19 protein-coding genes are annotated in these 23416 nt (G+C 66.1%); 6 read left to right on the forward strand and 13 right to left on the reverse strand.

The window, feature by feature from the left end; genetic code table 11:
- The first annotated feature begins 84 nt into the window (after positions 1-84).
- The 3 genes from RT697_RS03425 to bfr all read left to right on the forward strand — a co-directional run bounded on the left by RT697_RS03425 (position 85) and on the right by bfr (position 2407).
- Positions 85-363, forward strand: a complete 279-nt coding sequence (locus RT697_RS03425) for a (2Fe-2S)-binding protein (protein WP_312997100.1) — start codon at positions 85-87, stop codon at positions 361-363.
- Positions 364-642: 279 nt separating this feature from the next.
- On the forward strand, positions 643-1554 hold the full coding sequence (locus RT697_RS03430) for a DMT family transporter (RefSeq protein WP_313697001.1): 912 nt from the start codon (positions 643-645) through the stop codon (positions 1552-1554).
- 376 nt (positions 1555-1930) lie between these two features.
- On the forward strand, positions 1931-2407 hold the full coding sequence (bfr, locus tag RT697_RS03435) for a bacterioferritin (protein WP_056327755.1): 477 nt from the start codon (positions 1931-1933) through the stop codon (positions 2405-2407).
- A 115-nt stretch (positions 2408-2522) separates the two neighbouring features.
- Here bfr and RT697_RS03440 read toward each other — a convergent pair whose 3' ends face one another.
- From RT697_RS03440 to RT697_RS03455, 4 genes are all read right to left on the reverse strand, one after another.
- The gene (locus tag RT697_RS03440) at positions 2523-3197 is read right to left on the reverse strand and encodes a hypothetical protein (RefSeq protein WP_105236898.1); all 675 of its coding nucleotides are present in this window, start codon (positions 3195-3197) and stop codon (positions 2523-2525) included.
- A gap of 37 nt (positions 3198-3234) precedes the next feature.
- Positions 3235-4842 (reverse strand): peptide chain release factor 3, encoded by a 1608-nt coding sequence (locus RT697_RS03445; RefSeq protein WP_313697002.1) that lies wholly within the window; start codon positions 4840-4842, stop codon positions 3235-3237.
- A gap of 110 nt (positions 4843-4952) precedes the next feature.
- Positions 4953-5582, reverse strand: coding sequence for a LysE family translocator (locus RT697_RS03450; RefSeq protein ID WP_056565698.1), 630 nt, complete (start codon positions 5580-5582; stop codon positions 4953-4955).
- Positions 5583-5627: 45 nt separating this feature from the next.
- The gene (locus RT697_RS03455; protein ID WP_313697003.1) at positions 5628-7166 is read right to left on the reverse strand and encodes a DEAD/DEAH box helicase; all 1539 of its coding nucleotides are present in this window, start codon (positions 7164-7166) and stop codon (positions 5628-5630) included.
- Between the two features lie 304 nt (positions 7167-7470).
- Here RT697_RS03455 and RT697_RS03460 point away from each other — a divergent pair, with 304 nt between their 5' ends.
- Together RT697_RS03460 and RT697_RS03465 are read left to right on the forward strand one after the other, a co-directional pair.
- Positions 7471-8943, forward strand: a complete 1473-nt coding sequence (locus RT697_RS03460) for a YdgA family protein (protein WP_313697004.1) — start codon at positions 7471-7473, stop codon at positions 8941-8943.
- 133 nt (positions 8944-9076) lie between these two features.
- Positions 9077-10528 (forward strand): DUF945 family protein, encoded by a 1452-nt coding sequence (locus RT697_RS03465; RefSeq protein WP_313697005.1) that lies wholly within the window; start codon positions 9077-9079, stop codon positions 10526-10528.
- A 3-nt stretch (positions 10529-10531) separates the two neighbouring features.
- On the opposite strand, the gene RT697_RS03470 is transcribed toward RT697_RS03465, so the two are convergent.
- The 8 genes from RT697_RS03470 to RT697_RS03505 form a co-directional block, all read right to left on the reverse strand.
- Positions 10532-11740, reverse strand: coding sequence for an amidohydrolase family protein (locus RT697_RS03470; RefSeq protein WP_313697006.1), 1209 nt, complete (start codon positions 11738-11740; stop codon positions 10532-10534).
- 27 nt (positions 11741-11767) lie between these two features.
- Entirely contained in the window at positions 11768-13495 is a 1728-nt protein-coding gene (locus RT697_RS03475; protein WP_313697007.1) for an ABC transporter ATP-binding protein, read from the reverse strand.
- Positions 13496-13502: 7 nt separating this feature from the next.
- Positions 13503-14429 carry an ABC transporter permease gene (locus RT697_RS03480; RefSeq protein ID WP_313697008.1) on the reverse strand — a complete coding sequence of 309 codons (927 nt, stop codon included), beginning with the start codon at positions 14427-14429 and terminating at the stop codon, positions 13503-13505.
- A gap of 12 nt (positions 14430-14441) precedes the next feature.
- On the reverse strand, positions 14442-15413 hold the full coding sequence (locus RT697_RS03485) for an ABC transporter permease (protein WP_056565682.1): 972 nt from the start codon (positions 15411-15413) through the stop codon (positions 14442-14444).
- 119 nt (positions 15414-15532) lie between these two features.
- Positions 15533-17140, reverse strand: a complete 1608-nt coding sequence (locus RT697_RS03490; RefSeq protein WP_313697009.1) for an ABC transporter substrate-binding protein — start codon at positions 17138-17140, stop codon at positions 15533-15535.
- 355 nt (positions 17141-17495) lie between these two features.
- Positions 17496-18884, reverse strand: a complete 1389-nt coding sequence (locus RT697_RS03495; protein ID WP_313697010.1) for a GTPase/DUF3482 domain-containing protein — start codon at positions 18882-18884, stop codon at positions 17496-17498.
- Positions 18877-20322, reverse strand: a complete 1446-nt coding sequence (locus RT697_RS03500) for a DUF2868 domain-containing protein (RefSeq protein ID WP_313697011.1) — start codon at positions 20320-20322, stop codon at positions 18877-18879. Before RT697_RS03500 ends, RT697_RS03495 begins: the two co-directional genes overlap by 8 nt.
- Positions 20323-20419: 97 nt before the next feature.
- Positions 20420-21310 (reverse strand): AraC family transcriptional regulator, encoded by an 891-nt coding sequence (locus tag RT697_RS03505; RefSeq protein ID WP_313697012.1) that lies wholly within the window; start codon positions 21308-21310, stop codon positions 20420-20422.
- Between the two features lie 171 nt (positions 21311-21481).
- Between RT697_RS03505 and RT697_RS03510 the strand changes: the two genes are divergently transcribed.
- Complete coding sequence (locus RT697_RS03510) at positions 21482-22390, forward strand: EamA family transporter (protein WP_313697013.1); 909 nt, start codon at positions 21482-21484, stop codon at positions 22388-22390.
- Positions 22391-22449: 59 nt separating this feature from the next.
- On the opposite strand, the gene RT697_RS03515 is transcribed toward RT697_RS03510, so the two are convergent.
- Positions 22450-23416, reverse strand: a 967-nt coding sequence (locus RT697_RS03515) for an aminotransferase class V-fold PLP-dependent enzyme (protein ID WP_313697014.1), incomplete at its 5' end; no start/stop codon positions are given.

Genomic DNA, 23416 nt, shown 5'->3' on the forward strand with positions numbered 1-23416 from the left:
CAATAGCTTGCGTGACATTTCGGTTGCAAAATTATTTGTGCGCGGGACTTGCCAGGGCTTGAATAATTTTCGATAATCATTCGCATGTACATTTGCGTATGTAATGCCATCACCGAACGCCAAGTCCGCGCCAGCGTGGACGCGGGCGCGACGACGCTTTCCGACCTGCAGTTCGAGCTGGGCGTGGCCACGTGCTGCGGCTGCTGCGCGGCGACCGCCGCCGAATACCTGCCGGGCGGCCGCTGCTCCAGCGTGTGCGACGTGCGCTCCATCGCAGTTCCGGTCAATGCTCCCGCCCTCGTCGAATCGGCTTCTCCGGCTGCCAACAGCAGCTTTCCGATTCCGCTGGTCGCCATCGCCTGAGCATTGGTGTCACTTCCGGCTCGCTGCCTTCATGCGGCGAGCCGCGTCATTTCCTTCCCGCAAAACTCCCTGATTTCTATCGCCAACTGACGCGCCGCTTCGCGCGCGTTGCCGGCCGCGCATAGCGCCAGTTTCGACTACGGATCTGCTGGCTGACCATGGACGGGCTGCGGTGCAGGAGTTCGATCCGAATAAAGCGTTTGTCACTGGATGGGCTGGCGAGCAGAATGCCTCCATCCCGCCGCGATCGCGGTTGCAGACTACGTTGCCGGATCATCCATGAAGGCGCTTTCAACCCCTGCTCCTGCCTTGCCCGTGACCGGCAGCCCCGGCATCAGCCTGGCGCCGATCGCCGCGTTCTGCTTTCTGTGGAGTTCCGCTTTTGCCGCGGCCAAGATCGCGGTGCGCGACTGTCCGCCGCTGACGCTGCTGACGATCCGGTTCCTGATCGCGGGCGCGCTGATGCTGGGCCTGGCGGCGGCCAGCGGCCGTTGGAAGCTGCCTTCGGGGCGCGACTTGGCCGCGCTGATCCTGCTGGGGGCGCTCAACAACGCGCTCTACCTGGGCTTGAGCTGGTCGGGCATGACCACCGTATCGTCCGCATTCACCGCCGTGCTCATCAGCACCAACCCGCTGCTTATCGGCGTGCTGGCCGGCCCGCTGCTGGGCGAGCGGCTGAGCTGGCGCAAACTGCTCGGGTTGTGCCTCGGGCTGGCGGGTGTCGCGCTGGTGTTGAGATCGCGGCTGACAGGCATGCAGGAAGACCTGCACGGCACGCTGCTTGTGACCGGCGGCCTGGTGGCGCTGGTGGCCGGCACGCTGCTCTACAAGATGCTCAAGCCGACCTCGGGCCTATGGACCTCGACCGGCATCCAGTCGCTGGCCGGCGCCGCGGCATTGCTGCCGTTTGCGCTGGCCACCGAAAGCCTTGGCGATGCGCGCCTGACGTCCAGCCTGATCTGGAGCATGGCCTACATGATCGTCGCGGTGTCGATGGGCGGCTATTACCTGTGGTTCATGATCCTGGGCCGCGCCAGCGCCACGTCGGCCAGCGCGCTGCATTTTCTGATGCCGCCGCTTGGCCTGTTGTTCGGCTGGGTGGTGTTGCGCGAGCCCGTCTCTTGGCTGGACCTGCTGGGCATCGTACCCATCGCGTTCGGCATCTGGCTTGCGACGCGGCGCACGGCGTAAGTTGAGCATGGTCAACACGCCCTGATCCGGTTGCTGATATGCAACGAGCGGGCATGACGCGTTTGCTGCGCAGAATGGCGCGGCGCATGGGCCGCAGCGGAACACGAACACGGGCAATCGCGAAGCCGTTTCAGTGCAACGCGCGTCCGCATCCCGCGCCGTTGCGTCGCCAAGCATGCAAGGCATCAGAAATGCATACTCATTCTCATTAGCTTGTCGCTTTCTTGTTGCGCTCCTAAAGCCGTTTACCAAATGCAGCGCAAGGGTAGTCGCGGCCCTGCGGCGAATGGTAGTCTGCATGGGTTGCGTACGCGCGGCATCGTGCGCTCCTTTGTCGCGATGCGCTCGCGTCGCGCCTGACTGCAAGGAGTCCATCATGAAAGGCGATAAAACCGTCATCCAGTTTCTCAACAAGCAGCTGACCAACGAGCTGACGGCCATCAACCAATATTTCCTGCATGCCCGCATGCTGAACCATTGGGGCTTCGACAAGCTGGGCAAGCACGAGTACGAAGAATCCATCGGCGAAATGAAGCACGCCGACCGTCTGATCGCCCGCATCTTCATGCTGGACGGCCTGCCCAACCTGCAAGACCTGCACAAGCTGCTGATCGGCGAAGACGTGCCGGAACTGCTGGCCTGTGACCTGAAGCTCGAAACGGCCGCCCAGGCGACCGTCAAGGAAGCCATCGCGTATTGCGAATCGGTGCGGGATTACGTGTCGCGCGATCTGTTCCAGGACATTCTGGACGACACCGAAGAGCACATCGACTATCTGGAAACCCAGATCGACCTGATCGACAAGGTCGGCATCCAGAACTACCTGCAAAGCCAGATGTCCGTGCCTGAATAAGGCTGCTGGCTGCAAAAGAAATGGCGCCCCGTGGGGCGCCATTTTTCTTGCCATCAATCTGCGTGTGCAGGTTGCGATGTGACGGCTTTATTGCAGACGTCTTATTGCAAACCTCTTACTGCGGACGGGCCGGGCATTCAGCCATCGTGCCCCAGGCGCGATTCGGCGCGCAGTACTTGTTGCGCGCGTTCCAGGAACACGACGGGCGTTCGAAGAAGCCTTGCGTGGCGCATTGGGCCAGTTCGCGCCGCAGCGCATCCTGCCAGCCCTGCGCGCCGGGCGCCGGCGCGGTGTTGGGCGGCGGCGGGGGCGCCTGCACCATCTGCGGTGTGCCGTAGCTGCCGCCTGCGGCTACGCCACCATTGATGGCGGTGGAGGTGCCGGGCACCAGCAGGTCCATCGTGCTGACATCGGAATTGCCCGACGGCAGCGGCACCTGCGACGAGGCGGCGATTTCGCGCGCTTGTTCGGGGCTGATGCGTTCACGCGAGATCTGGACGGCGGGATCGCTGACGGTGTCGAACAGCGACACCGTATTGACCTGCCATTCGCGATCGGACGGCTTGTCGGGCACGCCCAACGTGCCGTCAATGCGCGGCTGCGGCGGCTGCGCCACATACGGACGGCCATTGGCATCCAGAACGGGCTGCTGGGACGCGGCTGCGTCCTGCCCAGGAGCGGGCGCGGCCGCCGGCGCATGCGCCACCAGCCAATCACCTAATTGAATTCCGCCCCATGCCGACGCGCCGAGCGCGATCAGGAGCGTTGCGAACAAAAAACGCCAAGACATTGCTACCCTCAATCTGCCGTGCGGAACCCGAACGGGTCTACGCTTTGTCTCCGAAAACCTTGCCACCGTGCTCCCGCATGGCGTGGAATTTCACATCGGGATACAGTTCCTCGGCGACGCGCAACTGCGCGGGAGAACCGATCAAAAACGCCGCAGCATCGACGACATCATAGGCGATATGGGCGGCATTGGCATCCATGAACTTGCGCAGCGCCTTGGGGTTTTCAGACGTAATCCAACGTGCCATTGTGTAGCGCGAAGGCAGCATCCGGGCATCCACGCCGTACTCCGTCTTCAGGCGGTGCGCGACCACTTCGAACTGCAGCTGCCCGACCGCGCCCAGCAGCAGCGAGCCACCGGCGACCTCGGGACGGAACACCTGAATGGCCCCTTCCTCGCCCAATTGGGTGAGGCCGGTGCGCAATTGCTTCGTGCGCAGGGGGTCTTTCACTTCGACCGCCTGGAACAGTTCCGGCGCAAAGAACGGCAGGCCGGTGAACTGCAGGGTCTCGCCTTCGGTCAGCACGTCGCCCAGTTGCAGCACGCCGTGGTTCGGAATGCCGATGACGTCGCCGGCAAAGGCTTCGTCCAGCAGTTCGCGGCGTTGCGACAGGAAGGACACCACGTTGTTGGGGCGCATTTCCTTGTTGGTGCGCGCCACCTTCAGGCGCATGCCGCGCTCGAAACGGCCGGAGCTCACGCGCACGAAGGCGACGCGGTCGCGGTGGGCGGGGTCCATGTTGGCCTGCACCTTGAACACCACGCCGGTGAACTTGGGTTCTTCGGGCTTCACTTCGCGTTGCAGGGCCGTGCGCGCGCCCGGGGGCGGCGCCTGGTCGACCAGGGCGTCCAGCACTTCCTGCACGCCGAAGTTGTTGATGGCCGAGCCGAAGAACACGGGCGTCTGCTTGCCGGCCAGGAACTGGTCGCGGTCGAACGCGGGCGCCGCTTCGTTGATGAGCTCGATTTCGCCGCTGGCCTGGTCGAACGCCCCGCCGAAGCGCTTGGCGATCTCGGGGTTGGTCAGGCCTTCGATGAAGTCGTCGTTGTCGGAACGGCGCTCCTGGCCGGGGCGGAAGACGCGCATGCGGTCGCGGCGGATGTCGAACACGCCGCCGAACGACTTGCCCATGCCCACCGGCCACGAGAACGGCACGGCGTCCATGCCCAGGTGCCCTTCGATCTCGGACAGGAGTTCCAGGGGCTCGCGCACTTCGCGGTCCATCTTGTTGATGAACGTGATGATCGGCGTGTTGCGCGCGCGGCAGACCTGCAGGAGGCGGATGGTCTGCGGCTCGACGCCGTTGGCCGCGTCGATCACCATCAGCGCGGCGTCGACCGCCGTCAGCACGCGGTAGGTGTCTTCGGAGAAGTCCTGGTGGCCCGGGGTGTCGAGCAGGTTGATGACGCAGTCGCGGTACTCCATCTGCATCACCGAGGACGCCACCGAGATGCCGCGCTGCTTTTCGATTTCCATCCAGTCGGACGAGGCGTGGCGCGACGCCTTGCGCGCCTTGACGCTGCCGGCGATCTGAATGGCGCCTGCGAACAGCAGCAGTTTTTCCGTCAGCGTGGTCTTGCCCGCGTCAGGGTGGGAAATGATGGCGAACGTACGGCGCCGTGCGACTTCGTTGGAAATGCTCATGATCGGAGGATTCTACTTAACGCCGCTTTTCAGGCCGGTGCGGTCCGGTGTCGTGCACGAAAACATGTGGGGCACGCGCCGTTGCCGGCCCGTGCCCCACGCTTATTGATTCAGTTGTGGCGGCGGAAGGTTGCCAGGAACACGCCTGCCAGGATGAAGAGCGACCCGAAGGTGCGGTTCATCCAGCGGATGTGCTTGGCGTCGCGCAAGAGGCGCAATACGCGCGCCGCCAGCAGCGTGTACACGCCCATCGCCACCAGGTCGGTGAACGCCAGCGTGGCCGCCAAGGCCGCGTACTGCGGCGTCAGCGACAGCGCCGGATCCACGAACTGCGGCACCACGGCCAGAAGGAACACGGTGCCCTTCGGGTTCATGGTGTTGATCAGGAAACCGCGCAACACCAGGTCACGAATGGACGCCTGACGGGGATCGCCGGCGTCCACCGCGACCGGCGCGGCGTCCGTGCGGATCTGGCGCACGCCCAGGTAGATCAGGTAGGCAACGCCCAGGTACTTGACCACGTTGAACGCCATTTCCGACGTCGCCAGCACGGCGCCCAACCCCACGGCGACCACGACGAACTGGAACAGGATGCCCATGATCAGGCCTGCCGTGTTCCAGTAGCCGCGCGCAAAGCCATATTTCAGGCCGGAGGACATGGCCGAGATGGCGCCGGCGCCCGGTGAGAACGAAATGGCCCAGGAGGCCAGGAAGAACGTCAACCAGGTGGATAAGGGCATGATGGCGCGGGTCCGTGGATCGCAGTGTCGGGGTTGCGGGAGATATTACTTGCTCAGCAACGCGGCGCGCGGCGCGCCGGCCGGGCGACCCTGGCCGGAGCGTCCCTCGGACGGGCGGCCGGAACCGGCGTTGCCGGCCGGACGCGACGAGCCTTCGGGACGGCGATTCTGCTGCGGACGGCCCTCGTTGCGGCCGGCGTGAGCCGGACGGTCTGCGGGCTTGCCATCGCGCGAACCGCCGTTGCCACGGCCTTCGCCGGCGCGGGCCGGGGCGGGGGCACGGCCGCCTGCCGCTGCGCGCGGCTGGCCTTGGGCGGGACGCGAGGAGCGGCCCGAGCCGCCGTTGCCGCCGCGGCCGCCATTGCGGGGACCGCCGCGCATGCTGCGCGAGTCTTCGTCGCGCTCCTGGCGTTCGAAGGCGGCCGCGCTGGTCGTGGGAGGCGTCCAGCCTTCCACGGGCTTGCGTTCGATCGTCTTCTTGATCAGGCGCTCGATGTCCTTGAGCAGCTTGATTTCGCTGTTGTCGACCAGCGAGACCGCGGCGCCGGTGGCGCCGGCGCGGCCCGTGCGGCCGATGCGGTGGACGTAGTCTTCCGGCACGTTGGGCAGCTCGAAGTTCACGACCTGCGGCAACTGGTCGATGTCCAGGCCACGGGCGGCGATGTCGGTGGCGACCAGCACGGTCACGGTGCTGTCCTTGAAGCCGGCCAGCGCGCGCGTGCGGGCCGATTGGCTCTTGTTGCCGTGGATGGCGGCGGCGGTCAGGCCGTCCTTCACGAGCTTCTCGGCCAGGCGGTTGGCGCCGTGCTTGGTGCGCGTGAAGACCAGCACCTGGTGCCAGCCGCTTTCACGGATGATGTGGCTGATCAGGTCGCGCTTGTGGTGTTGCTCGACGATGTGCACGGTCTGCGTGACCAGCTCGGTGGCGGTGTTGCGCGGGGTGACCGAGACTTCGCCCGGATTGTTCAGCACGCCGCGCGCCAGCGTACGGATCTCGTCGGAGAACGTGGCCGAGAACAGCAGGTTCTGGCGTTGCTTGGGCAGCAGCGCGAGGATCTTGCGGATGTCGCGGATGAAGCCCATGTCCAGCATGCGGTCGGCTTCGTCCAGCACCAGGATTTCGACGCCCGACAGGTCCACCGTCTTCTGGCCGCAATGGTCCAGCAGGCGGCCGGGCGTGGCGACCAGGATGTCCAGCGGCTTGCGCAGCGCGGAGATCTGGGGGTTGATATTGACGCCGCCAAACATCACCATGGACGACAGCGAGGTGTACTTGCCATAGGTTTGCACCGATTCGGCGACCTGCGCGGTCAGTTCACGCGTCGGGGTCAGGATCAGGCAACGGGGGCGGCCGGGCTTGCGGGCCTCGGGTTTTTTCTGCGACAGCAGGTGCAGGATCGGCAGCGTGAAGCCGGCAGTCTTGCCGGTGCCGGTCTGGGCGGCTGCGAGCAGGTCGCCGCCCTTCAGCACTTGCGGAATGGCCTGGGCTTGAATGGGCGTGGGCGCGGTGTAGCCGGTGTCGGCAATGGCGCGCAACAGCGAATCAGCCAGCCCGAGGTCGGCGAAAGGGGAAGTGGTAGTCAAAACAGCTCCAGCGGCAGCCTGTCGCTCTATTTGAGAGACTCCAATCCAGGCGGTCGAATAAGGAGAAAAGGGGAAGCGCCCATCAGGGCGAAGCTTGGCGGCGAAGGGCCGAGCGGACGTGCGCAGATTGGCTTGGCGCACGGAACGGATTGTAGCTGATGTGGCGGCGCAGCAAGCGCTTAAAAGGTCTCTATAGAATCATTCAGCAATATTTTGAATTAAATTAGAACAAAATAAGTGTTTTCCCTAGTCGGCCCTCCCTATAATCCGTCGGCTTTCATCTATTCAAAATAAAAGGGATGCAATGAAGAAATCGGCATTGGTTGGCATCGTCGTCGCGCTGGGCGCGGTCTGGACCGGCACGGCTTGGTACACGGGCCAAAAGGCCGAAGCATTCGTCAAGCAGGCCATCGAGGACTCGAACGTCGAGCTCAAGAAGGCCTCCGACAAGTGGGGCATCAATGCCGTCGCCGAGCTGGTCTCGTTCGACCGCGGCGTCTTCACCTCGACTTCCCGCTACCGCATCAAGTTCACCACGCCCGCCGCCGAAGGCAAGCCCGCGCAAGAGCGCGACGTGGTCTTCATCGAACACCTGAGCCACGGCCCCCTGCCGTTCTCCAACCTGAAGTCGGGCAAGTTCATGCCGGCCATGGTGGCCAGCGACTTCGCGCTGGAAGAGACGCCCACCGTCAACGAATGGTTCGCGGCCGCCAAGGGCGCCGTGCCGCTGTCGGGCCACTACAGCGTCAGCTACGGCAAGGACATCACCGGCACGTTCAACATGGCCCCGGTCGAAGTCGCCAAGGACACCACCAAGCTTGTGTTCTCGGGCATGAAGGGCGATTTTGATTACGCCACTTCCACCAAGCGCGGCATCTTCGACGTGGCCGTCGACAGCCTGGAGCTGTCGGGTCCGTCCGACACCAGCGACATCACCGCCATGGCGGTCAAGGGCATCACCCTGACCAGCGACCTGAAGCCGGCCGCCAACGAGATGTACGTGGGCAGCCAGAAGGTGACGTTCAAGGACTGGACGATCACGTCGCGCGAAAAGCCGCCCGTCCAACTCAAGGACACGTCGATCGCCGTGGACATGACCGAGAACGGTTCGGCCATGGGCGCCAAGATGGCCGTGGACTTCGGCATGATCAACGTGCAGGCCAAGGACATGGCCGGCATGAAGCTGGTCATCGACGCGCAGAACCTGGACTCCAAGGCGCTGAAGTCGCTGAACGACATCTACGAGGCCGCCTCGCGCCGCATGCTGCAAAGCAAGGGCGAAGAGCAGACGCCGCAATTCACGGACGAAGAAAAGGCCGTGCTCAAGACCAACGTCGAGCAACTGCTGGCCGGGAACCCGACGCTGGCCGTCTCGCCGCTGGAAGTGCGCACTGCCAACGGCACGTCGACGTTCAACCTGAACATGGCGCTGGTCAAGCCGGCCGCGCTGGAAGGCGAAGCCTCCGACATGGCGTTGCAGGCCCTGAAGAAGCTGGATGCCAAGCTCGTGCTGTCCAAGGGCAACCTGTCGGACCTGATGGCCATCGAACCGCAAATGCGCGGTGTGGCTGCCGAACAAGCCGTGCAGACGGCCAAGGGCCAGGTTGAAATGGTCGGCACCATGGCCACGGCAATGGGCCTGGGCAAGATCGAGAACAACAACATCGTCTCGTACCTGAACTACGCCGACGGCCAGGTCGACTTCAACGGCAAGAAGATGCCGCTGCAGCAGTTCCTGATGATGGCGATGGGTGGCGTGCTGGGCGGCATGCGCTAAGCTGCCGCAACACGATTGGCGCGCCGCGATTTTTCCGGCGCCGCCTGCTACGGGCTGTCCATGTGACAGCCCGTTTTTCTTTATCATCGCCGGGCGCGGCAATCACGGCGTATCTCAAACGGACATAGGCATCATGAACAAGCGGATCGTGGCGGGTGGCGTGTTGGTGGCGGTGGTGGCTGCGGCGTGGGTCGGCACCGCGTGGTACACCGGCAAGAAGATCGAAGCCCGGCTGACGCAGGACGTGCAGGCGTTGAACGCAGAGGCGCAGCGCCTGAGTGCAAAGCTGGGCGTGCCCGTGACGCTTGAACTGCAATCGTTTGAACGCGGCGTGTTTTCTTCCGATGCGCGGTTTGGTGTGAAGGTCTTGGTGCAGTCTGGCCGCAAGCCCGCTGAGAAGGCATTCGCGTTCACGAGCAAGATCGAACACGGTCCGTTTCCCGCCTCGCGGCTTGCGTCCGGCGATGTCGCGCCTGTGATGGCGGCGGGCCGGCTGCATATGACGGAGACGCCCGACGCAGCCGCCTGGTTCGCGGCTGCGGGCGGGTCGGCGCCGGTGACGGCGAACTTCCTGTTCGCTTATGACCGCGACTTTTCCGGCGATCTGGCGCTGGCGCCGGTGAAGTATGCCGGCGCTCCGATCACGTTCGACTTCTCGGGCTTGCAGGCGCAGGTCGAACATGCCGGCGACGGCACGCGCGACACGGTGTCACTTGCCGTCAAGAAGGCCTCGCTGACCGAAGTGATCAGGGGCACGCCCTCCACGCTGACCCTCGATGATCTGGCGTTGTCGCATGAGTTGTCCGGTGCGGCCGAGTCCTCCGCGAGCAGCACGACGCTGACGGTCAAGCAATGGGCGTCCAATATGGACAAGCTGCCGCTGGGCCTGAAGGACATTGCGCTGACGCTGGGTTCGGAAGGGACCCGCGAGCGCATGACGGGCAAGATGGCGCTCGATGTCGGCAGCATCAGCGTGCGCGCCCTGCACGTGGCCAAGCTGCGGATGGTGGCGAGCGGCAAGGACATGGACGTGGCGTCGCTCAAGGCGTTTCAGGACGCCACCACAAGCACGATGTTGAGCGCGAAAAAGGCCGATCCCCTTTCGGGCGAGGGGATGCTTGCCGCGTCTCATCTGTTGAAGTTCCTTCTGGCCCGTCCCAGCTTCACGCTGTCGACGCTGCAGGTCGACACGGCGCGTGGCACGTCATCGCTCAGCCTGGATATCGGCCTGGCTGCGCCGTCGTTCTGGAAAAGCGACCCTATTGCCATCACCAAGGAAGTCTTGCGCAACCTGAGCGTGCGGCTGAAGCTGTCGCCGGAAAACCTGGCCGACGTGATCGCGGCGCGGGCGGAACTGAAGGGCGCCACGCGTGAGGCAGCCCGGTCGGCGGCCGAGCGGGAAGCCGCGGGGCTACGAGGCCTGGTCGCCGCATCGACCTGGGCCCGTATCGAGGACGGCGTGATCCAGTTCGAGGCGGACTACCGGGAGGGCCAAGTCGACGTCAATGGCAAGCGCATCCCCGTCGAGATATTCCTGAGCCAGATGTTCATGCGCAATTCGCCGGGCGCCGCGCCGGCGCCCTGAGGTTCAGAACGGCAAGGCCCCCGCCGCAAGTTCGCCGTTGCGCAGCACGGCGACGTGAAAGCGCTTGTCGGCGGCCTTCATGATGTCTTCAACCGGGTCGCCCTGCACCAGCAGCAGGTCGGCCACCTTGCCCTCCGCAATCACGCCGTGATCGGTCATGCCCATCAGGTCATGGCCGCGTGACGTGCCGGCGATCAGCGCGTCCACCGGCGTCATGCCGAACTCCACCATGTACGCCAGTTCCATGGCGTTCTCGCCGTGCAGATTGAACGGCGTGCCCGCGTCGGTGCCCAGCGCGATGCGCCCGCCCGCCTTGTAGTACATCTGGAACGACTCGCGATGGCGCTGCTCCACCGCGCGGGCCTTTTCCACCGCGTAGGCGGGAATGCCGTTGTCGGCGTTGGCGATGATGTTGCGCACGGCAGCGATGGTCGGCACCAGATACGTCTCGGCCTCCAGCATTTCGCGCAGGCAGTCGTCGTCCATGAAGATGCCGTGCTCGATCGAATCGATGCCGGCGCGCACCGCATTCAGGATGCCCTGCGTGCCCTGCGCATGGCTGGCGGTGCTTTTGCGAAAGCGCTTGGCCTCGTGCACGCCCGCCTTCATTTCGTCGAAGCTGTAGTGCGCATCCATGGGGCTGACGCCCGGCGTCATGACGCCGCCCGTGGCCATGATCTTGACCAGGTCGCAGCCGGCGTGGACCTGTTCGCGCACCGCCTTGACCACTTCTTCGCAACCGTCGGCGACGCGGCCGATGCGGTTGCCGTGGCCGCCCGTCATGCAGATGATGCGGCCTGACGCCTTGATGGTGGGGCCGGGAAACACGCCGCGCGCGATGGCGTCGCGCACGCCGAATTCCAGATAGTCCTTGCCGCCGCAGTCGCGCAGCGCCGTGACGCCGCCGCGCAGGCTGGCCTGCGCGTTCTCCAGCGCGGTCAGCGTGATCTGCGCCGGGCCCTGCTTGCTCAATTGCGCGTTGGGGTCGGCGCCGCCCGTGTAGACCAGATGCACGTGGCAATCCGCCAGGCTGGGCATGAGCGTCATGCCGGTGGTGTCGACCCGTGCGCCCGCGTAGCCCGAGAATTCGCCCGCAGGCGCCACGCGGGCCACGCGTGCGCCCTCGACCAGCACACCGTGGTTGGGCAACGTCCGCCCCTCTCCGTCGAATACCTTGCCGCCGATGAAGAGGGTTTGCCGTGACTCGCTCATGTCAGTGGACTCCGTTGGCGCGCGGTCTCAGCCCACCACGTCCAGCCCTTCGCGGGACATGGATTGCAGGCGAGGCATCAGACCGAGCAGATGTTGGCTGTAGGGATGCTGCGGGTGTTCGAACAGGGTTTCCGTGTCGGCCACTTCCAGCAGTTCGCCGTGGCGCATCACACCGACGCGGTCGCACATCTGGCGGATCACCGGCAGGTCGTGACTGATGAACAGCATGGTCAGGCCAAGCTCTTCCTGCAGATCCTTGAGCAGGTTCAGGATCTGCGCCTGGATGGATACGTCCAGCGCCGAGGTGGGCTCGTCGCAGATCAGAAAGCGCGGCCGCGTGGCCAGCGCCCGTGCGATGCAGATGCGCTGCCGCTGGCCGCCGGAGAACTCGTGCGGGAAGCGTTCGGCCGCGCGGTCTGCGAGGCCCACAACGTCCAGCAGGTCGGCCACGATGCGGCGCGTCTCGGCTTCGCTGGCGGCAAGCTTGTGGAAGCGGATGGGCTCGGCCACGATGTCCAGCACGCGCATGCGCGGGTTCAGCGACGAGAACGGGTCCTGGAAGATCATCTGGATCTGCCGGCGGAACGGATTGAGTTCCTTCTCGCCCTTGAGCGCCGTGAGGTCCGTGCCGCCAAACGTGACGGAGCCCTCGCTGGGCGTGTACAGCCCCGATATCAGCCGCGCCACGGTCGACTTGCCCGAGCCGGATTCACCGACCAGCCCGAAGACCTCGCCTTCGCCGATGGACAGGTTCACGCGCTTGACCGCGTCCAGCGTGCGTTGGTTGCGCTTGAAGAACGCGCTCTTGAGCACGAACCGCATGGACAGGTCGCGCACCTGCACCAGTGGACCTTCCGTGCGCTTGCCGAAGTCGCGGCGCTGGCCGAGCCAGTGGGTGGCCAGGTCCAGCGGCTGCGCGGGCGTGCGCACGGATTCGATATAGGTCACCAGCGGAAAGCGCTTGAGCTTGATGTCCGGACGCGGCACGGCCGAGATCAGGCTGCGCGTGTAGGCGTGGTCGGGGTCGCCCAGGATTTTGGCCGTGGGGCCCTGCTCGACCAGCTTGCCGCGATACAGCACCGCCACGCGGTCCGTCACATCCGCGATCACGCCCATGTCGTGCGTGATGATGATCATGCCCACCTGCTCTTCGCGGCACAGTTTTCTAAGCAGGTCCAGGATCTGCGCCTGGATCGACACGTCGAGCGCGGTGGTGGGTTCGTCGGCGATGATGACTTCAGGTTCGCAGCACAACGCCAGTGCAATCACGACGCGCTGCCGCATGCCACCTGAAAACTGGTGGGGATACTGCTGCACGCGCAGCTCGGGCTGGTCGATGCCGACTTGCGCCAGCAGTTGCACGGCGCGTTTCTTTGCCGCGTCATGCGTCAGGTCCAGATGCACCAGCATCGTTTCGACCAGCTGGCTTTCGACGGTCTGCAGCGGGTCCAGCGACGTCAGCGGATCCTGGAAGATCATGCCGATGCGGCGGCCGCGCACCTTGCGCTTCTGCGCGGGCGTCAGCGTGTCGATGCGTTCGCCGTTCAGCAGCACCGATCCGCCGGCCAGGCGTCCGGGCGCTTCCAGCAGGCCGATGACGGCGTTGCCGATGGTGGATTTGCCCGCGCCGGACTCGCCCACCACGCCCAGGATCTCGCCCTTTTCCAGCGACAGGGAAACGCCGTCCACCGCCACCAGCGTGCCGCGGCGGCTGGGAAATTCGATACGGATGTCATCAATGTTCAGCAGGGCCATGACGTCCTCAGCGCAGCTTGGGGTTGAGCGCGTCGCGCAGCCAGTCGCCCAGCAGGTTGACCGACAGCACCAGCGCCACCAGCGCGATGCCGGGGAAGATGGAGATCCACCACATGCCCGAAAAGAGATAGCTGTTGCCGATGCGGATCAGCGTGCCCAGTGACGGCGCGGTGGGCGGCACGCCCACGCCCAGGAACGACAGCGTGGCCTCGGTGATGATGGCGATCGCCAGGTGGATGGTGGCGATGACCAGCACCGGTCCCATGACGTTGGGCAGGATGTGGCGGCGCAGGATGGTGATGGGGCCGATGCCGATCAGCTTGGCCGCCTGCACGTATTCCTTGTTGCGCTCGACCAGCGTCGAGCCGCGCACGGTGCGCGCGTACTGCACCCAGCCGGAGATCCCGATGGCAAAGATCAGCACGTAGAGCGCGAGCTGGTCGTGCATGTCGCGCGGCAGCAGTCCGCGCGCCACGCCGTCGATCAGCAGTGCGACCAGGATCGCCGGAAACGAAAGCTGCACGTCGGCGATGCGCATGATGAAGCTGTCGACGCGCCCGCCGGCGTAGCCGCTGATGAGACCGAGCGTCACGCCCAGCACCATCGAGAACAGCACCGAGGCAAAGCCGACCAGCAGCGACACGCGCGAGCCATACATGACGGCCGACAGAATGTCGCGGCCCTGGTCGTCCGTGCCGAGCAGGAAGTCGGGGCTGCCGCCCTCTTCCCAGGCAGGCGGCGTGTTGGCGTCCATGATGCTCAGGGACGCGAGGTCGAAGGGATTGTGCGGCGCGACGAGCGGCGCGAACAGCGCGCCCAGCACGATGACCAGCGTGACGGACGCGGCGATGATGGCGCCGGGCGAGCGCTTGAAGCTATGCCACAGGTCGCTGTCGGCGGCGCGTGTGAAGAAGGGAGCGATGCGAGCAATCATGGGTTGAATCCTCTATTTGCTCTGCACGCGCAGGCGCGGGTCTACGGCGAAATACAGCAGGTCAACGACCAGGTTGATGACCACGAACATGAAGGCGATCAGAACCAGATACGCGGCCATGACCGGGATGTCCACCATGCTGATGGCCTGTATGAACAGCAAGCCCATGCCGGGCCACTGGAACACCGTCTCGGTGATGATGGCGAACGCAATGATGGAACCCAACTGCAGCCCCGTGATCGTGATGACGGGCACCATCGTGTTTTTCAGGGCATGGCGGAAATTGATCAGCCGCTCCGGCAGGCCGCGCGCCCGCGCGAACTTGATGAAGTCGGCGCGCAGCACTTCCAGCATCTCGGCGCGCACCAGGCGCATGATGAGTGTCATCTGAAAGAGCGCCAGCGTGATCGCGGGCATGATGAGCGCCAGCCAGCCGGACTTGGTGAGAAAGCCCGTGGTCCACCATCCCAGACTAACCACATCGCCGCGCCCGAAGCTGGGCAGCCATCGCAGCTGCACGCCAAAGAACAATATGAGCAGGATGCCGATAAGGAACGTGGGCAGCGAGATGCCCGCCAACGAGATCGCCATGAAGGCCTTGGACAGCACGCCGTGTCGCTTGAGCGCGGTGTAGATACCCATCGGGATGCCCAGCGCCAGCGCCATGACGGCGGACACGAACGACAGTTCCAGCGTGGCCGGCATGCGCTCTTCGAGCAGGTCGCTGACCGGGCGGCGATGCCGGTACGACATGCCGAAGTCGCCCTGCACCGCATTGATGACGAAATGCGCGTACTGCACGACGAAGGGATCATCCAGGCCGAGCTGTTCGCGCAACTGGGCGCGTTGTTCAGGCGTCGTGTCCTGGCCGACCATGCTGGCGACCGGATCGCCCACATAACGGAACATGGAGAACGCGATCAGCGCCACCGTCAACATCACGAGCACCGACTGAAACAGCCGCTGCGCAATAAAGGAAAGCATGTCAGGAAGCCCTCTGGTTCGGACGGCGCCGGGCCGCGTTCCGCGCGCGGTGCGGGAATGGGGGCTGGGCCGGGCGCGTCCGGGCGGCGCGCGCCGCCCGGGGTTGCATCACGCGCCGCTTACGGCAGCACGACGTCGCGCAGGTCCAGCACGTCGTCGGCGCGCTGGGTGACGGTGACGTTTTCCTTCACGCCCCACGACATGGGCTGCTGGTGCAGCGGCAGGTAGCCGAAGTCGCTGCGCACGATGCCGAAGGCTTCCTTGATCATCGCGTTGCGCTTGGCCTGATCGGTTTCGACGCCGATCTTGTTGGTCAGCTCGTCCACCTTCTTGTTGCAGTAGCCGCCCAGGTTGAACTGGCCCGCGGCCGTCTTGGCGTCGCGGCACGAGGTCAGGTTGAGCAGCGTGTTGTGCGCATCGGTGGAGCTGGGCGTCCAACCCAGCATGTACATGCTGGTCTGGTTGCCGGCCTGCAGCAGGATCTTGCCGAAGTACTTGGACTTGGTCTGCGCCAGCAGGTTGATCTTGATGCCCACGCGCGCCAGCATGCCGGCCACGGCCTGGCAGACCTTCTCGTCGTTGACGTAGCGGTCGTTCGGGCAGTCCATCGTCACGGTGAAGCCTTTGGGATAGCCGGCTTCGGCCAGGAGCTTCTTGGCGCGCTCGGGATCCGGCTTGTACGGCGCGCCGAAGGATTCGTCGTAGCCATTGATGGACGTGGCGATCAGCGAACCCAGCGGCTTGGCCGCGCCGCGCATGATCTTCTCGTTGATGGCCTTGGTGTCCACGGCCAGCACGACGGCCTCGCGCACGCGCACGTCCTTGAACGGGTTCTTGCCCTTCACGTCGGAGAACAGCAACTCGTCGCGGTCCTGGTCCATGCCGATGAAGATGGCGCGGGCTTCGGGCGCGGTCAGCGGCTTGACGCCCTTGGCGTCTTCCAGGCGCTTCCAGTCCTGCACCGGCACGGGCTGCACGACGTCCATCTCGCCCGAGATCAGCGCGGCCACGCGCGTGGCTTCCTGCGTGATCGGCTGGAAGATGACCTCGTCGATGTTGGTCTTGATGTTCTTGTTCCAGTAGCCGCCGTAGCGCTTGAGCACCGTCTTCACGTCGGGCTGACGTTCGGTCAGCATGAACGGGCCGGTGCCATTGGCGTGCAGGTTGGCGTAGTTGCCCTGGTTGTCGCCCTTGACGTTGGTGGCCTCGGTGGTCTTGTTCTTTTCCGCCCAGTTCTTGCTCATGATGTACAGGAACACCCATTCGCGCGGCAGGATGGGGTTGGGCGTGGGGGTGGTGACTTCGATGGTGTAGTCGTCCACCTTCTTGATGTCGCTGGCCTTGGCGCCGTAGCCCTTCATGTCCGAGCCCGGCGTCAGGCTGCGCTTCCACGAGAAGATCACGTCGTCGGCGGTGAAGGGCGAACCGTCGTGGAACTTGACGTCCTTACGCAGCTTGAAGACCCATTTGGTGGGCTCGGGGTTCTCCCAGCTTTCCGCGAGCAGCGGCGTGAGTTTCAGGTTGCCGTCGTAGCCGGCCAGCGTTTCGTAGATGTTGCCTTGAAAGCCCAGCGTGAAGGTCTCGTTCAACGCCATCGGATCCATCGACGTGGCATCGCCCTGATACGACCAGTGCAGCGTTTTGGCGGCCGCGCCAGCGCTGAAGGCCAGCGAGGCGGCCACGGCAGCGGCTAGCGCCGCCTGCTTGAAGTGGGGAAAAGTACGCATAGCCCTCATGCTCCGTGTGGTGCGCGGATCGCGCGACAGAAGTGACAGGGCCCCGGCCCCAAGGGGTTCCGGGGCATGGCGTTGCTGCTTACGACGATGGAAGGATGGGGGCCGGGCGGCGCGCGGCGCGAACTGCGCACGGGCCGTGGTTGGCGATGCCGGTAATCACTGCGCAGGACTTCGACTTCACGATAGACCGACCCCTTGTGATTGACATGACGGGGACGGACCCGCGCCGATGCAGATCGAATCTTATCGACGCATTCGTTTAAGCGTCAATTGGTTTGGATTGGGGTTATCACGCGCTTGCCGGAAGCCGTGAATGGTGCGTCCTGCGGGGCGCGCGGGCCGCCGGTCATTCGGCCGGAAGCGGCGCGGATGCTAGGGTTTTCGCCAAGTCGAGCAGCATGCGCTTGCGGCGGTCGCTGTCTTCATAGTGTTTACCCAGGGCCGACCATTCGGGCCGGCTGCGCGCTTCCTTCAGCGCATCGGGCAAGGGGCCTTTGCGCCATGCGTCATCGGCGGGCAGGTCCAGGCGCAACGGTTCGCGGGCCGCGTGGCCGCGGCGCTCCAGCGCCTCGATCAACTGCCGCTGGCGCAACGCGAGCAGGCGCAGCACTGCATCGTCGACGCTGATCTCGCGATAGCCGCGCAGCTTGCCCGCGACGCGCTTGCCCAGCTTTTCGACGCCTTGCCACAAGCCGCCCGCGGCCGCGCCGATCAGCATGCCGGTGCCCAGGCTGAGGCCCGCGCTCATCAGGTCGACGGCGGCGCCGGCCATGGCGCCCGCGGCCGCGCCCATGCCGACCTGCACGCCCATGTCCTTGAGCGCCTGCGGATGAAAAAGATCCATGCCCCAGCGTTCGCCCTGCAAGGGCAAGGCGTCGTCGGCGTAATCGGTGGCGCGGAAGTTGTAGAGGGCGAGCAGCGCGTTGACGCAGGTCTGTTCACGCTGGCGCACCTGGTCGCGAAGCTGGCTGGACGCGGCGGCGAGCGCGGCTTCATCGCTGGGGCTGGACAGGTGCAGCGCGGCCACGTCGATGAGCAGGTCCGCAACCAGTTCGTATGCGGCGGCGTGGCGTTCGCGGCGCTGTGCGGCAAGGCTGTCCGCCAGCCGGGTCAGCGCGCCGGCGTGGCGGTCCAGCAGCACGCCGAGCTTGGCGTACAACTGCTGTTCGCCATCGAGCGGCGGCGCGACGGTGTCGAATTCCACGACGGCGTGCAGGCCCAGTCTTGCCATGGCATCGCGCCATTCGTCGGCGCGGTGCGCGGGTGCGTTGACGAAGTTCAAGACCGGCAGCAGGGGCCGTCCACACGCGGCCAGGATGGCGAGTTCATCACGATGCTTGCCCAGCACCGGATCGCGGGCGTCGATGACGTACAGCGCGGCATCGCAATCGAGCATCTTGGTCAGGACGCGCGCCTCCTGTTCGTAGCGGCCGTGCGCTTCGGGCGTGTCCAGAAAGCGCCGGACGCGCGCCGGGCCGTCCAGCCTTTCGCCGGGGCGGTCCAGCCGTTCCAGGTATTCCAGCAAGGCGATGCTGTCTTCCATGCCGGGCGTGTCGAACCATTCCAGCACGGGCCGCCCGTCCAGGCGCAGGCGCGCGCCTTCGACGTGACGCGTGGTGCCGGGGCGGTCGGCCACTTCGCCGAACGTCGTGTCGCGGGTCAGCGTGCGCAAGAGCGACGTCTTACCGGTGTTGGTGTGGCCGACGAGGGCGATCCTGATGAGCGGGTCAGTCATGACCGGACTCCAGCCAGGTCAGCGGCGCGACGGGCGCCCGGAGGATGGCGTCGGCGGGCAGGCCCAGCGCCAGCAGGCGGTCGCGCCAGAGGTCGGCGCGGCTTTCGCCAGGCGTGTCGTCGCCGGCGCGCGGCGTGATCAGCCAGACGCGCGTCTGTCCCGCGTGGGCCGACAGGTCCGCCACGAGCGACAGGGTTCCCCGGTCGGGCGTCTGGCGCGCGTCGCAGGCGATCAAGAGACGCGAGGCCGCCGTCTGCGCCAGCGCGTCGAGCACGCGGTTGCGTTCCTCGCGCGTATCCAGATTGCCGGCCTGGCGGATGGTGTCTGGCAGATCCGCGGGTGGCCACGTCAGGTCCGCCGGCAGTTCCAGCGCCAGCAGCACGGGCTGCCCGCCCAGGCCTTCCAGCGCGGGGGCTCGCACGCGCGGTTCGTGCAGAGGATCGACGGGGCGGTCGATGCCGGTGGACAACGCGGGCGGTTCGAGGCGGTCGCGCAGGGGCGAGAAGCCCGCCAGCGCGGGATCGATGCGCACGCGGCGCAGCGCGCGCAGCGTGGCGACCATGCACAGCGCGCCCGCGATCAGACGCGGCACGATGCCGTAGACCACCAGCACGCCGATCAGCCAGAGAGACCATTGCGCCTGCGCGCCGGCCGGCAGGACCTGCGTACCGTCGCTGGCGCGGATCGTCGCGGCGTCGGGCATGGGAAAGCCCAGATGCGCGGGCAGCCAGCCGATGGCCTGCGTCAGCCACACGAAGGTGTCGGGCGCGAGCAGCGTGGTGGCCCAGATGAAGCGGTAGCTGGCGGTGGACAGCACGGCCAGCAGTGTCGCGAGCGCGGCGCACAGCGCGGTCAGCCACAGCAGATGGCTGATGCTGCCGAACAGGCCGCGCAGGGCGCCGGCGCGCGACAGCAAATTCAGGAAGGCCTGCGGCACCAGCGCGCCATCGGGCCCGCGCGCCAGTTTGCGCGTGGCCCAGAGCCACAGCCGCCCAAAGCCAGTTACGGCCGCGGGCCGCAGCAGAAAACTTGCCAGCCACAGCAGGAACGTCAGCGCGTGCAGCCCCAGCAGCGCGCCCACCGCCCACAGCACGTTAACGGGCCGCGTGCCATCGCCCAGCGCGCCCAAGGCGGCGGCCGCGCCGGAAACCAGCGCCAGTACAAACAGCACGGCCAGCATGGCCGTGGCGCTGCGGCGCCAGGCATCGACGAGGGGAATGAGGTTTTCGCGTTGCGCCAGCAGCGCGGCGCGGGTAAGGATGCGCGACGGCAGGTCGGCATCGAGTTGGCGCACCTGGCGCACCGCCTGCGCGTCTTCGAGCGGCCCCCAGTGCGTTTCGCGCAACCGGATGAGTTCGGCCAGCCAGTGCGCGCGCAAGGGGCGCTGACCGGCGCTGTCGATGAGTGGGGACGTATCGCGAGAGGTCGGAAGCGGCATCGCGTCGGAGCAGGCGGGAGGTGGCCGGGTGAGCCGCTAGGGCGATGCGCCATTGTAGACCGCGCGCTGCGGCCGGCATGATGCCGGATCGGCGGTGTCAGTGCCGGGCGTGCGCGCCGCGGTACTGGCCCGGCGTGATGCCGATGGCGGCCCGGAAGACGCGGGCAAGGTGGCTGGCGCTGCCGAAGCCGCAGGCCTGCGCAATGCTGGCGAGGTCGCCCTTGCCGGCCGACAGCAGGTGTTGGGCGCGAGCCAGACGCCTGCCCCGCACCCAGCCGTGGGGCGGCTCGCCGAACGAGGCGTGGAACATGCGGGCGAAGTGATAGGTGGACAGCGCGGCGACGCCGGCCAGTTCGTCGAGCGTCAGCGGATCGGCCAGATGCGCGTCCACGTAGTCCATCACGCGGCGGCGCACGCCGGGCGCGAGGCCGCCGCGCGCCGGTTGCGGCGTCTTGCGCGCCACGCCCTGCATCAGCAGATGGTGCAGCACGGTCTCGGCCGCGCTGCTGGCGGCCAGACGGTCGGCGGGTTCGTTCCAGTCTGCGCCCAGCAGGCGGCGGCAGACGTCGATCAGCGAGTCGTCCTGGATGTAGGTGCGGTCGCGCAGCTCCAACGTGCGGGGTTCGCAGTCCAGCCGCATGACGGCTTCGCGCGCCAGCCGCTGCGGGGCGATGTACAGGTGCAGGAAATGCACGTTGTCGTTCATGCACCAGCGGGAATGGTGTTCGGCGGGCAGCACGCAGAATTTGCCCGCGCCGCCATGCAGCGAGTCCTGGCCCACGCGAAACGAGCGGTCGCCGCCGTGCAGGTACAGCGAGAGCGTGTGATGGCCGGGCGTTTCGTAGCCCAGCGTTTCGCGGGCGGTGCGTGACCATTGCGAGATCGCCATGCCCTCGCCCAGCGACGTGGCGCGCTGCAGCGTCGCTGTCGAGCGCGACAGCGTGCGGAAAACGGAAAAATCGGCCGGGGCCGTAGCGGTGTTGCCCATGGGAAGGAATGCTACTGCGTTCGCGCGCGCGTGACGCGCCCGATCCGGACAAAAGCGCAAGAACCGGCAATTGCGGCGCGGCATCGGGGCGCACACTGGCTGTCCGGTGCGCCAAATGGCCGCCGGTGTCCGAATCGGCTCTTCGCGCGGCTTTCCCGCGCTCCTCGCATCATGAATCTTTCCCTGTACCTGCTCACCGTCCTGATCTGGGGCACCACGTGGATCGCCATCAAGCTGCAGCTTGGCGTGGTGGCCATTCCCGTGTCGATCTTCTACCGCTTTGCGCTGGCGGGGCTGCTGCTGTTCGTGGCGCTGCTGGCCATGCGCAAACTGCAGAAACTGGACCGGCGCGGCCACTGGCTGTGCGTGGGTCAGGGCCTGTGCCTGTTCTGCCTGAACTTCCTGTGCTTTTATTCGGCCACGCAATGGATTCCCAGCGGTCTGGTGTCGGTGGTGTTTTCGGCCGCCACGCTGTGGAACGCGCTCAATGCGCGGATCTGGTTTGGCACTCGCATCTCGCCGCGCATCATGGCGGCGGGCGCGCTGGGGTTCTGCGGTCTGGTGCTGCTGTTCTGGCCGGAACTGGCGGGCCAGGAGGCCAGCCACGAGACGCTGCTGGGCCTGGGTTTTGCGCTGTTGGGTACGCTCTGCTTTTCCACGGGCAACATGCTGTCATCCCTGCAGCAGCGCGCCGGCATCCGGCCGCTGACGGGCAACGCGTACAGCATGCTCTATGGCGCGGCCATTCTTCTGGTGGGCTGCGTGGTTGCCGGACTGCCGTTCGGCTTCGATTCCTCGCCGGCCTATGTGGGCGCGTTGCTCTATCTGGCCGTGCTGGGGTCGGTCGTGGGCTTTACCGCGTATCTGACGCTGGTCGGCCGCATGGGACCCGCGCGGGCCGCTTACTGCACGGTGCTGTTTCCGGTCGTGGCGCTCAGCATATCCACCGTCGTCGAAGGCTACCGCTGGACGCCCTACGCGTTCGCCGGCCTGGCGCTGGTGATGCTGGGCAACCTGCTCGTGTTCACGAAATGGTCGCCGTTTACGAAGCGCGCAGGCGTGGCGGGCAAGATTGCGTAACTCGGGTCCTGTCGGCCGCCGCGCGGCAGTCCCACATGGATGCCGCGTTTGCGCACGCGCTATGCAGCCAGCTTGCGCAAGGCTTCCAGCAACCGATCGATTTCGTCGCCGCTTGTCAGATAGCTCACGGACGCGCGCGCGACCCGGTCCAGGCCGCGGGCCTGCATGTCCAGCGGCGTATAGGGCACGCCGTTGCTGCCAATGGTGATGCCCTGCGCGGCGAGCGTGCGCTGCACGTCCGCCGCGTCGTGTCCGGCGATGTTGAAGGCGACAAGCCCGGATTTGTCGCGGCCCTGATCCAGCACCGAAATGCCGGAGATGGCCGCCAGTTCGGCGCGCAGCGCCTGGGCGTTGGCGTCGATGGTGGCGCGGATGGTGTCCAGGCCCACATCCAGCGCTTCGCGCAGCGCATTGGCAAGGCCGCAGCGCAGCGCCAGTGAATTCTCCGCGGACTCCAGGCGCGCGGCATCGGCACGCAGCATGGGTTCGCCGTCCTCGCCCAGCGGCGCGGAATGGGTGTCCACGAAGGCGGGCGTAAGTTGGTCCAGAAACTCGCGGCGCACATATAGCAAACCCGTGCCGCGCGGCCCGCGCAATGCCTTGCGTCCGGCGCCGCTCAACACGTCGCAGCCGATTTCCCGCACGTCGATGGGAAACTGTCCCACCGCCTGTGCGCCGTCCACGAAATACGGAATGCCATGCTTGCGTGCGACCTTCCCAATGGCGGCGGCCGGGTTGATGAGGCCGCCGTTGGCGGGTAGCCAGGTCAGCGCGATCAGACGCACCCGGTCGTCAAGCATGGCTTCCAGCGCCTCTGCGTCGACGCAGCCGCTGTCGTCGGACGGAATGGTTTCCAGCGTCGCACCCGCGCGCTGCGCAATCAGGCGCATGGCGGCCAGATTGCCGCCCCATTCGTGGCGGCCGACCAGGATGCGGTCGCCGGGCCGCCACGCGGGCAGCGCCGCAAACGCGGCGCCCCAACCCGGCGAGTTGCCGCCGGTCAGCGCGATCTCGTCGACTTGGGCG

Source organism: Achromobacter sp., from assembly GCF_032113835.1.
Classification (GTDB): domain Bacteria; phylum Pseudomonadota; class Gammaproteobacteria; order Burkholderiales; family Burkholderiaceae_B; genus Achromobacter.

Bases quoted from the DNA above. Each gene is read 5' to 3' on its own strand.
- RT697_RS03425 (WP_312997100.1), top strand. From the start codon at position 85: ATGTACATTTGCGTATGTAATGCCATCACCGAACGCCAAGTCCGCGCC.
- RT697_RS03430 (WP_313697001.1), top strand. From the start codon at position 643: ATGAAGGCGCTTTCAACCCCTGCTCCTGCCTTGCCCGTGACCGGCAGC.
- bfr (WP_056327755.1), top strand. From the start codon at position 1,931: ATGAAAGGCGATAAAACCGTCATCCAGTTTCTCAACAAGCAGCTGACC.
- RT697_RS03440 (WP_105236898.1), bottom strand. From the start codon at position 3,197: ATGTCTTGGCGTTTTTTGTTCGCAACGCTCCTGATCGCGCTCGGCGCG.
- RT697_RS03445 (WP_313697002.1), bottom strand. From the start codon at position 4,842: ATGAGCATTTCCAACGAAGTCGCACGGCGCCGTACGTTCGCCATCATT.
- RT697_RS03450 (WP_056565698.1), bottom strand. From the start codon at position 5,582: ATGCCCTTATCCACCTGGTTGACGTTCTTCCTGGCCTCCTGGGCCATT.
- RT697_RS03460 (WP_313697004.1), top strand. From the start codon at position 7,471: ATGAAGAAATCGGCATTGGTTGGCATCGTCGTCGCGCTGGGCGCGGTC.
- RT697_RS03465 (WP_313697005.1), top strand. From the start codon at position 9,077: ATGAACAAGCGGATCGTGGCGGGTGGCGTGTTGGTGGCGGTGGTGGCT.
- RT697_RS03470 (WP_313697006.1), bottom strand. From the start codon at position 11,740: ATGAGCGAGTCACGGCAAACCCTCTTCATCGGCGGCAAGGTATTCGAC.
- RT697_RS03475 (WP_313697007.1), bottom strand. From the start codon at position 13,495: ATGGCCCTGCTGAACATTGATGACATCCGTATCGAATTTCCCAGCCGC.
- RT697_RS03480 (WP_313697008.1), bottom strand. From the start codon at position 14,429: ATGATTGCTCGCATCGCTCCCTTCTTCACACGCGCCGCCGACAGCGAC.
- RT697_RS03485 (WP_056565682.1), bottom strand. From the start codon at position 15,413: ATGCTTTCCTTTATTGCGCAGCGGCTGTTTCAGTCGGTGCTCGTGATG.
- RT697_RS03490 (WP_313697009.1), bottom strand. From the start codon at position 17,140: ATGCGTACTTTTCCCCACTTCAAGCAGGCGGCGCTAGCCGCTGCCGTG.
- RT697_RS03495 (WP_313697010.1), bottom strand. From the start codon at position 18,884: ATGACTGACCCGCTCATCAGGATCGCCCTCGTCGGCCACACCAACACC.
- RT697_RS03500 (WP_313697011.1), bottom strand. From the start codon at position 20,322: ATGCCGCTTCCGACCTCTCGCGATACGTCCCCACTCATCGACAGCGCC.
- RT697_RS03505 (WP_313697012.1), bottom strand. From the start codon at position 21,310: ATGGGCAACACCGCTACGGCCCCGGCCGATTTTTCCGTTTTCCGCACG.
- RT697_RS03510 (WP_313697013.1), top strand. From the start codon at position 21,482: ATGAATCTTTCCCTGTACCTGCTCACCGTCCTGATCTGGGGCACCACG.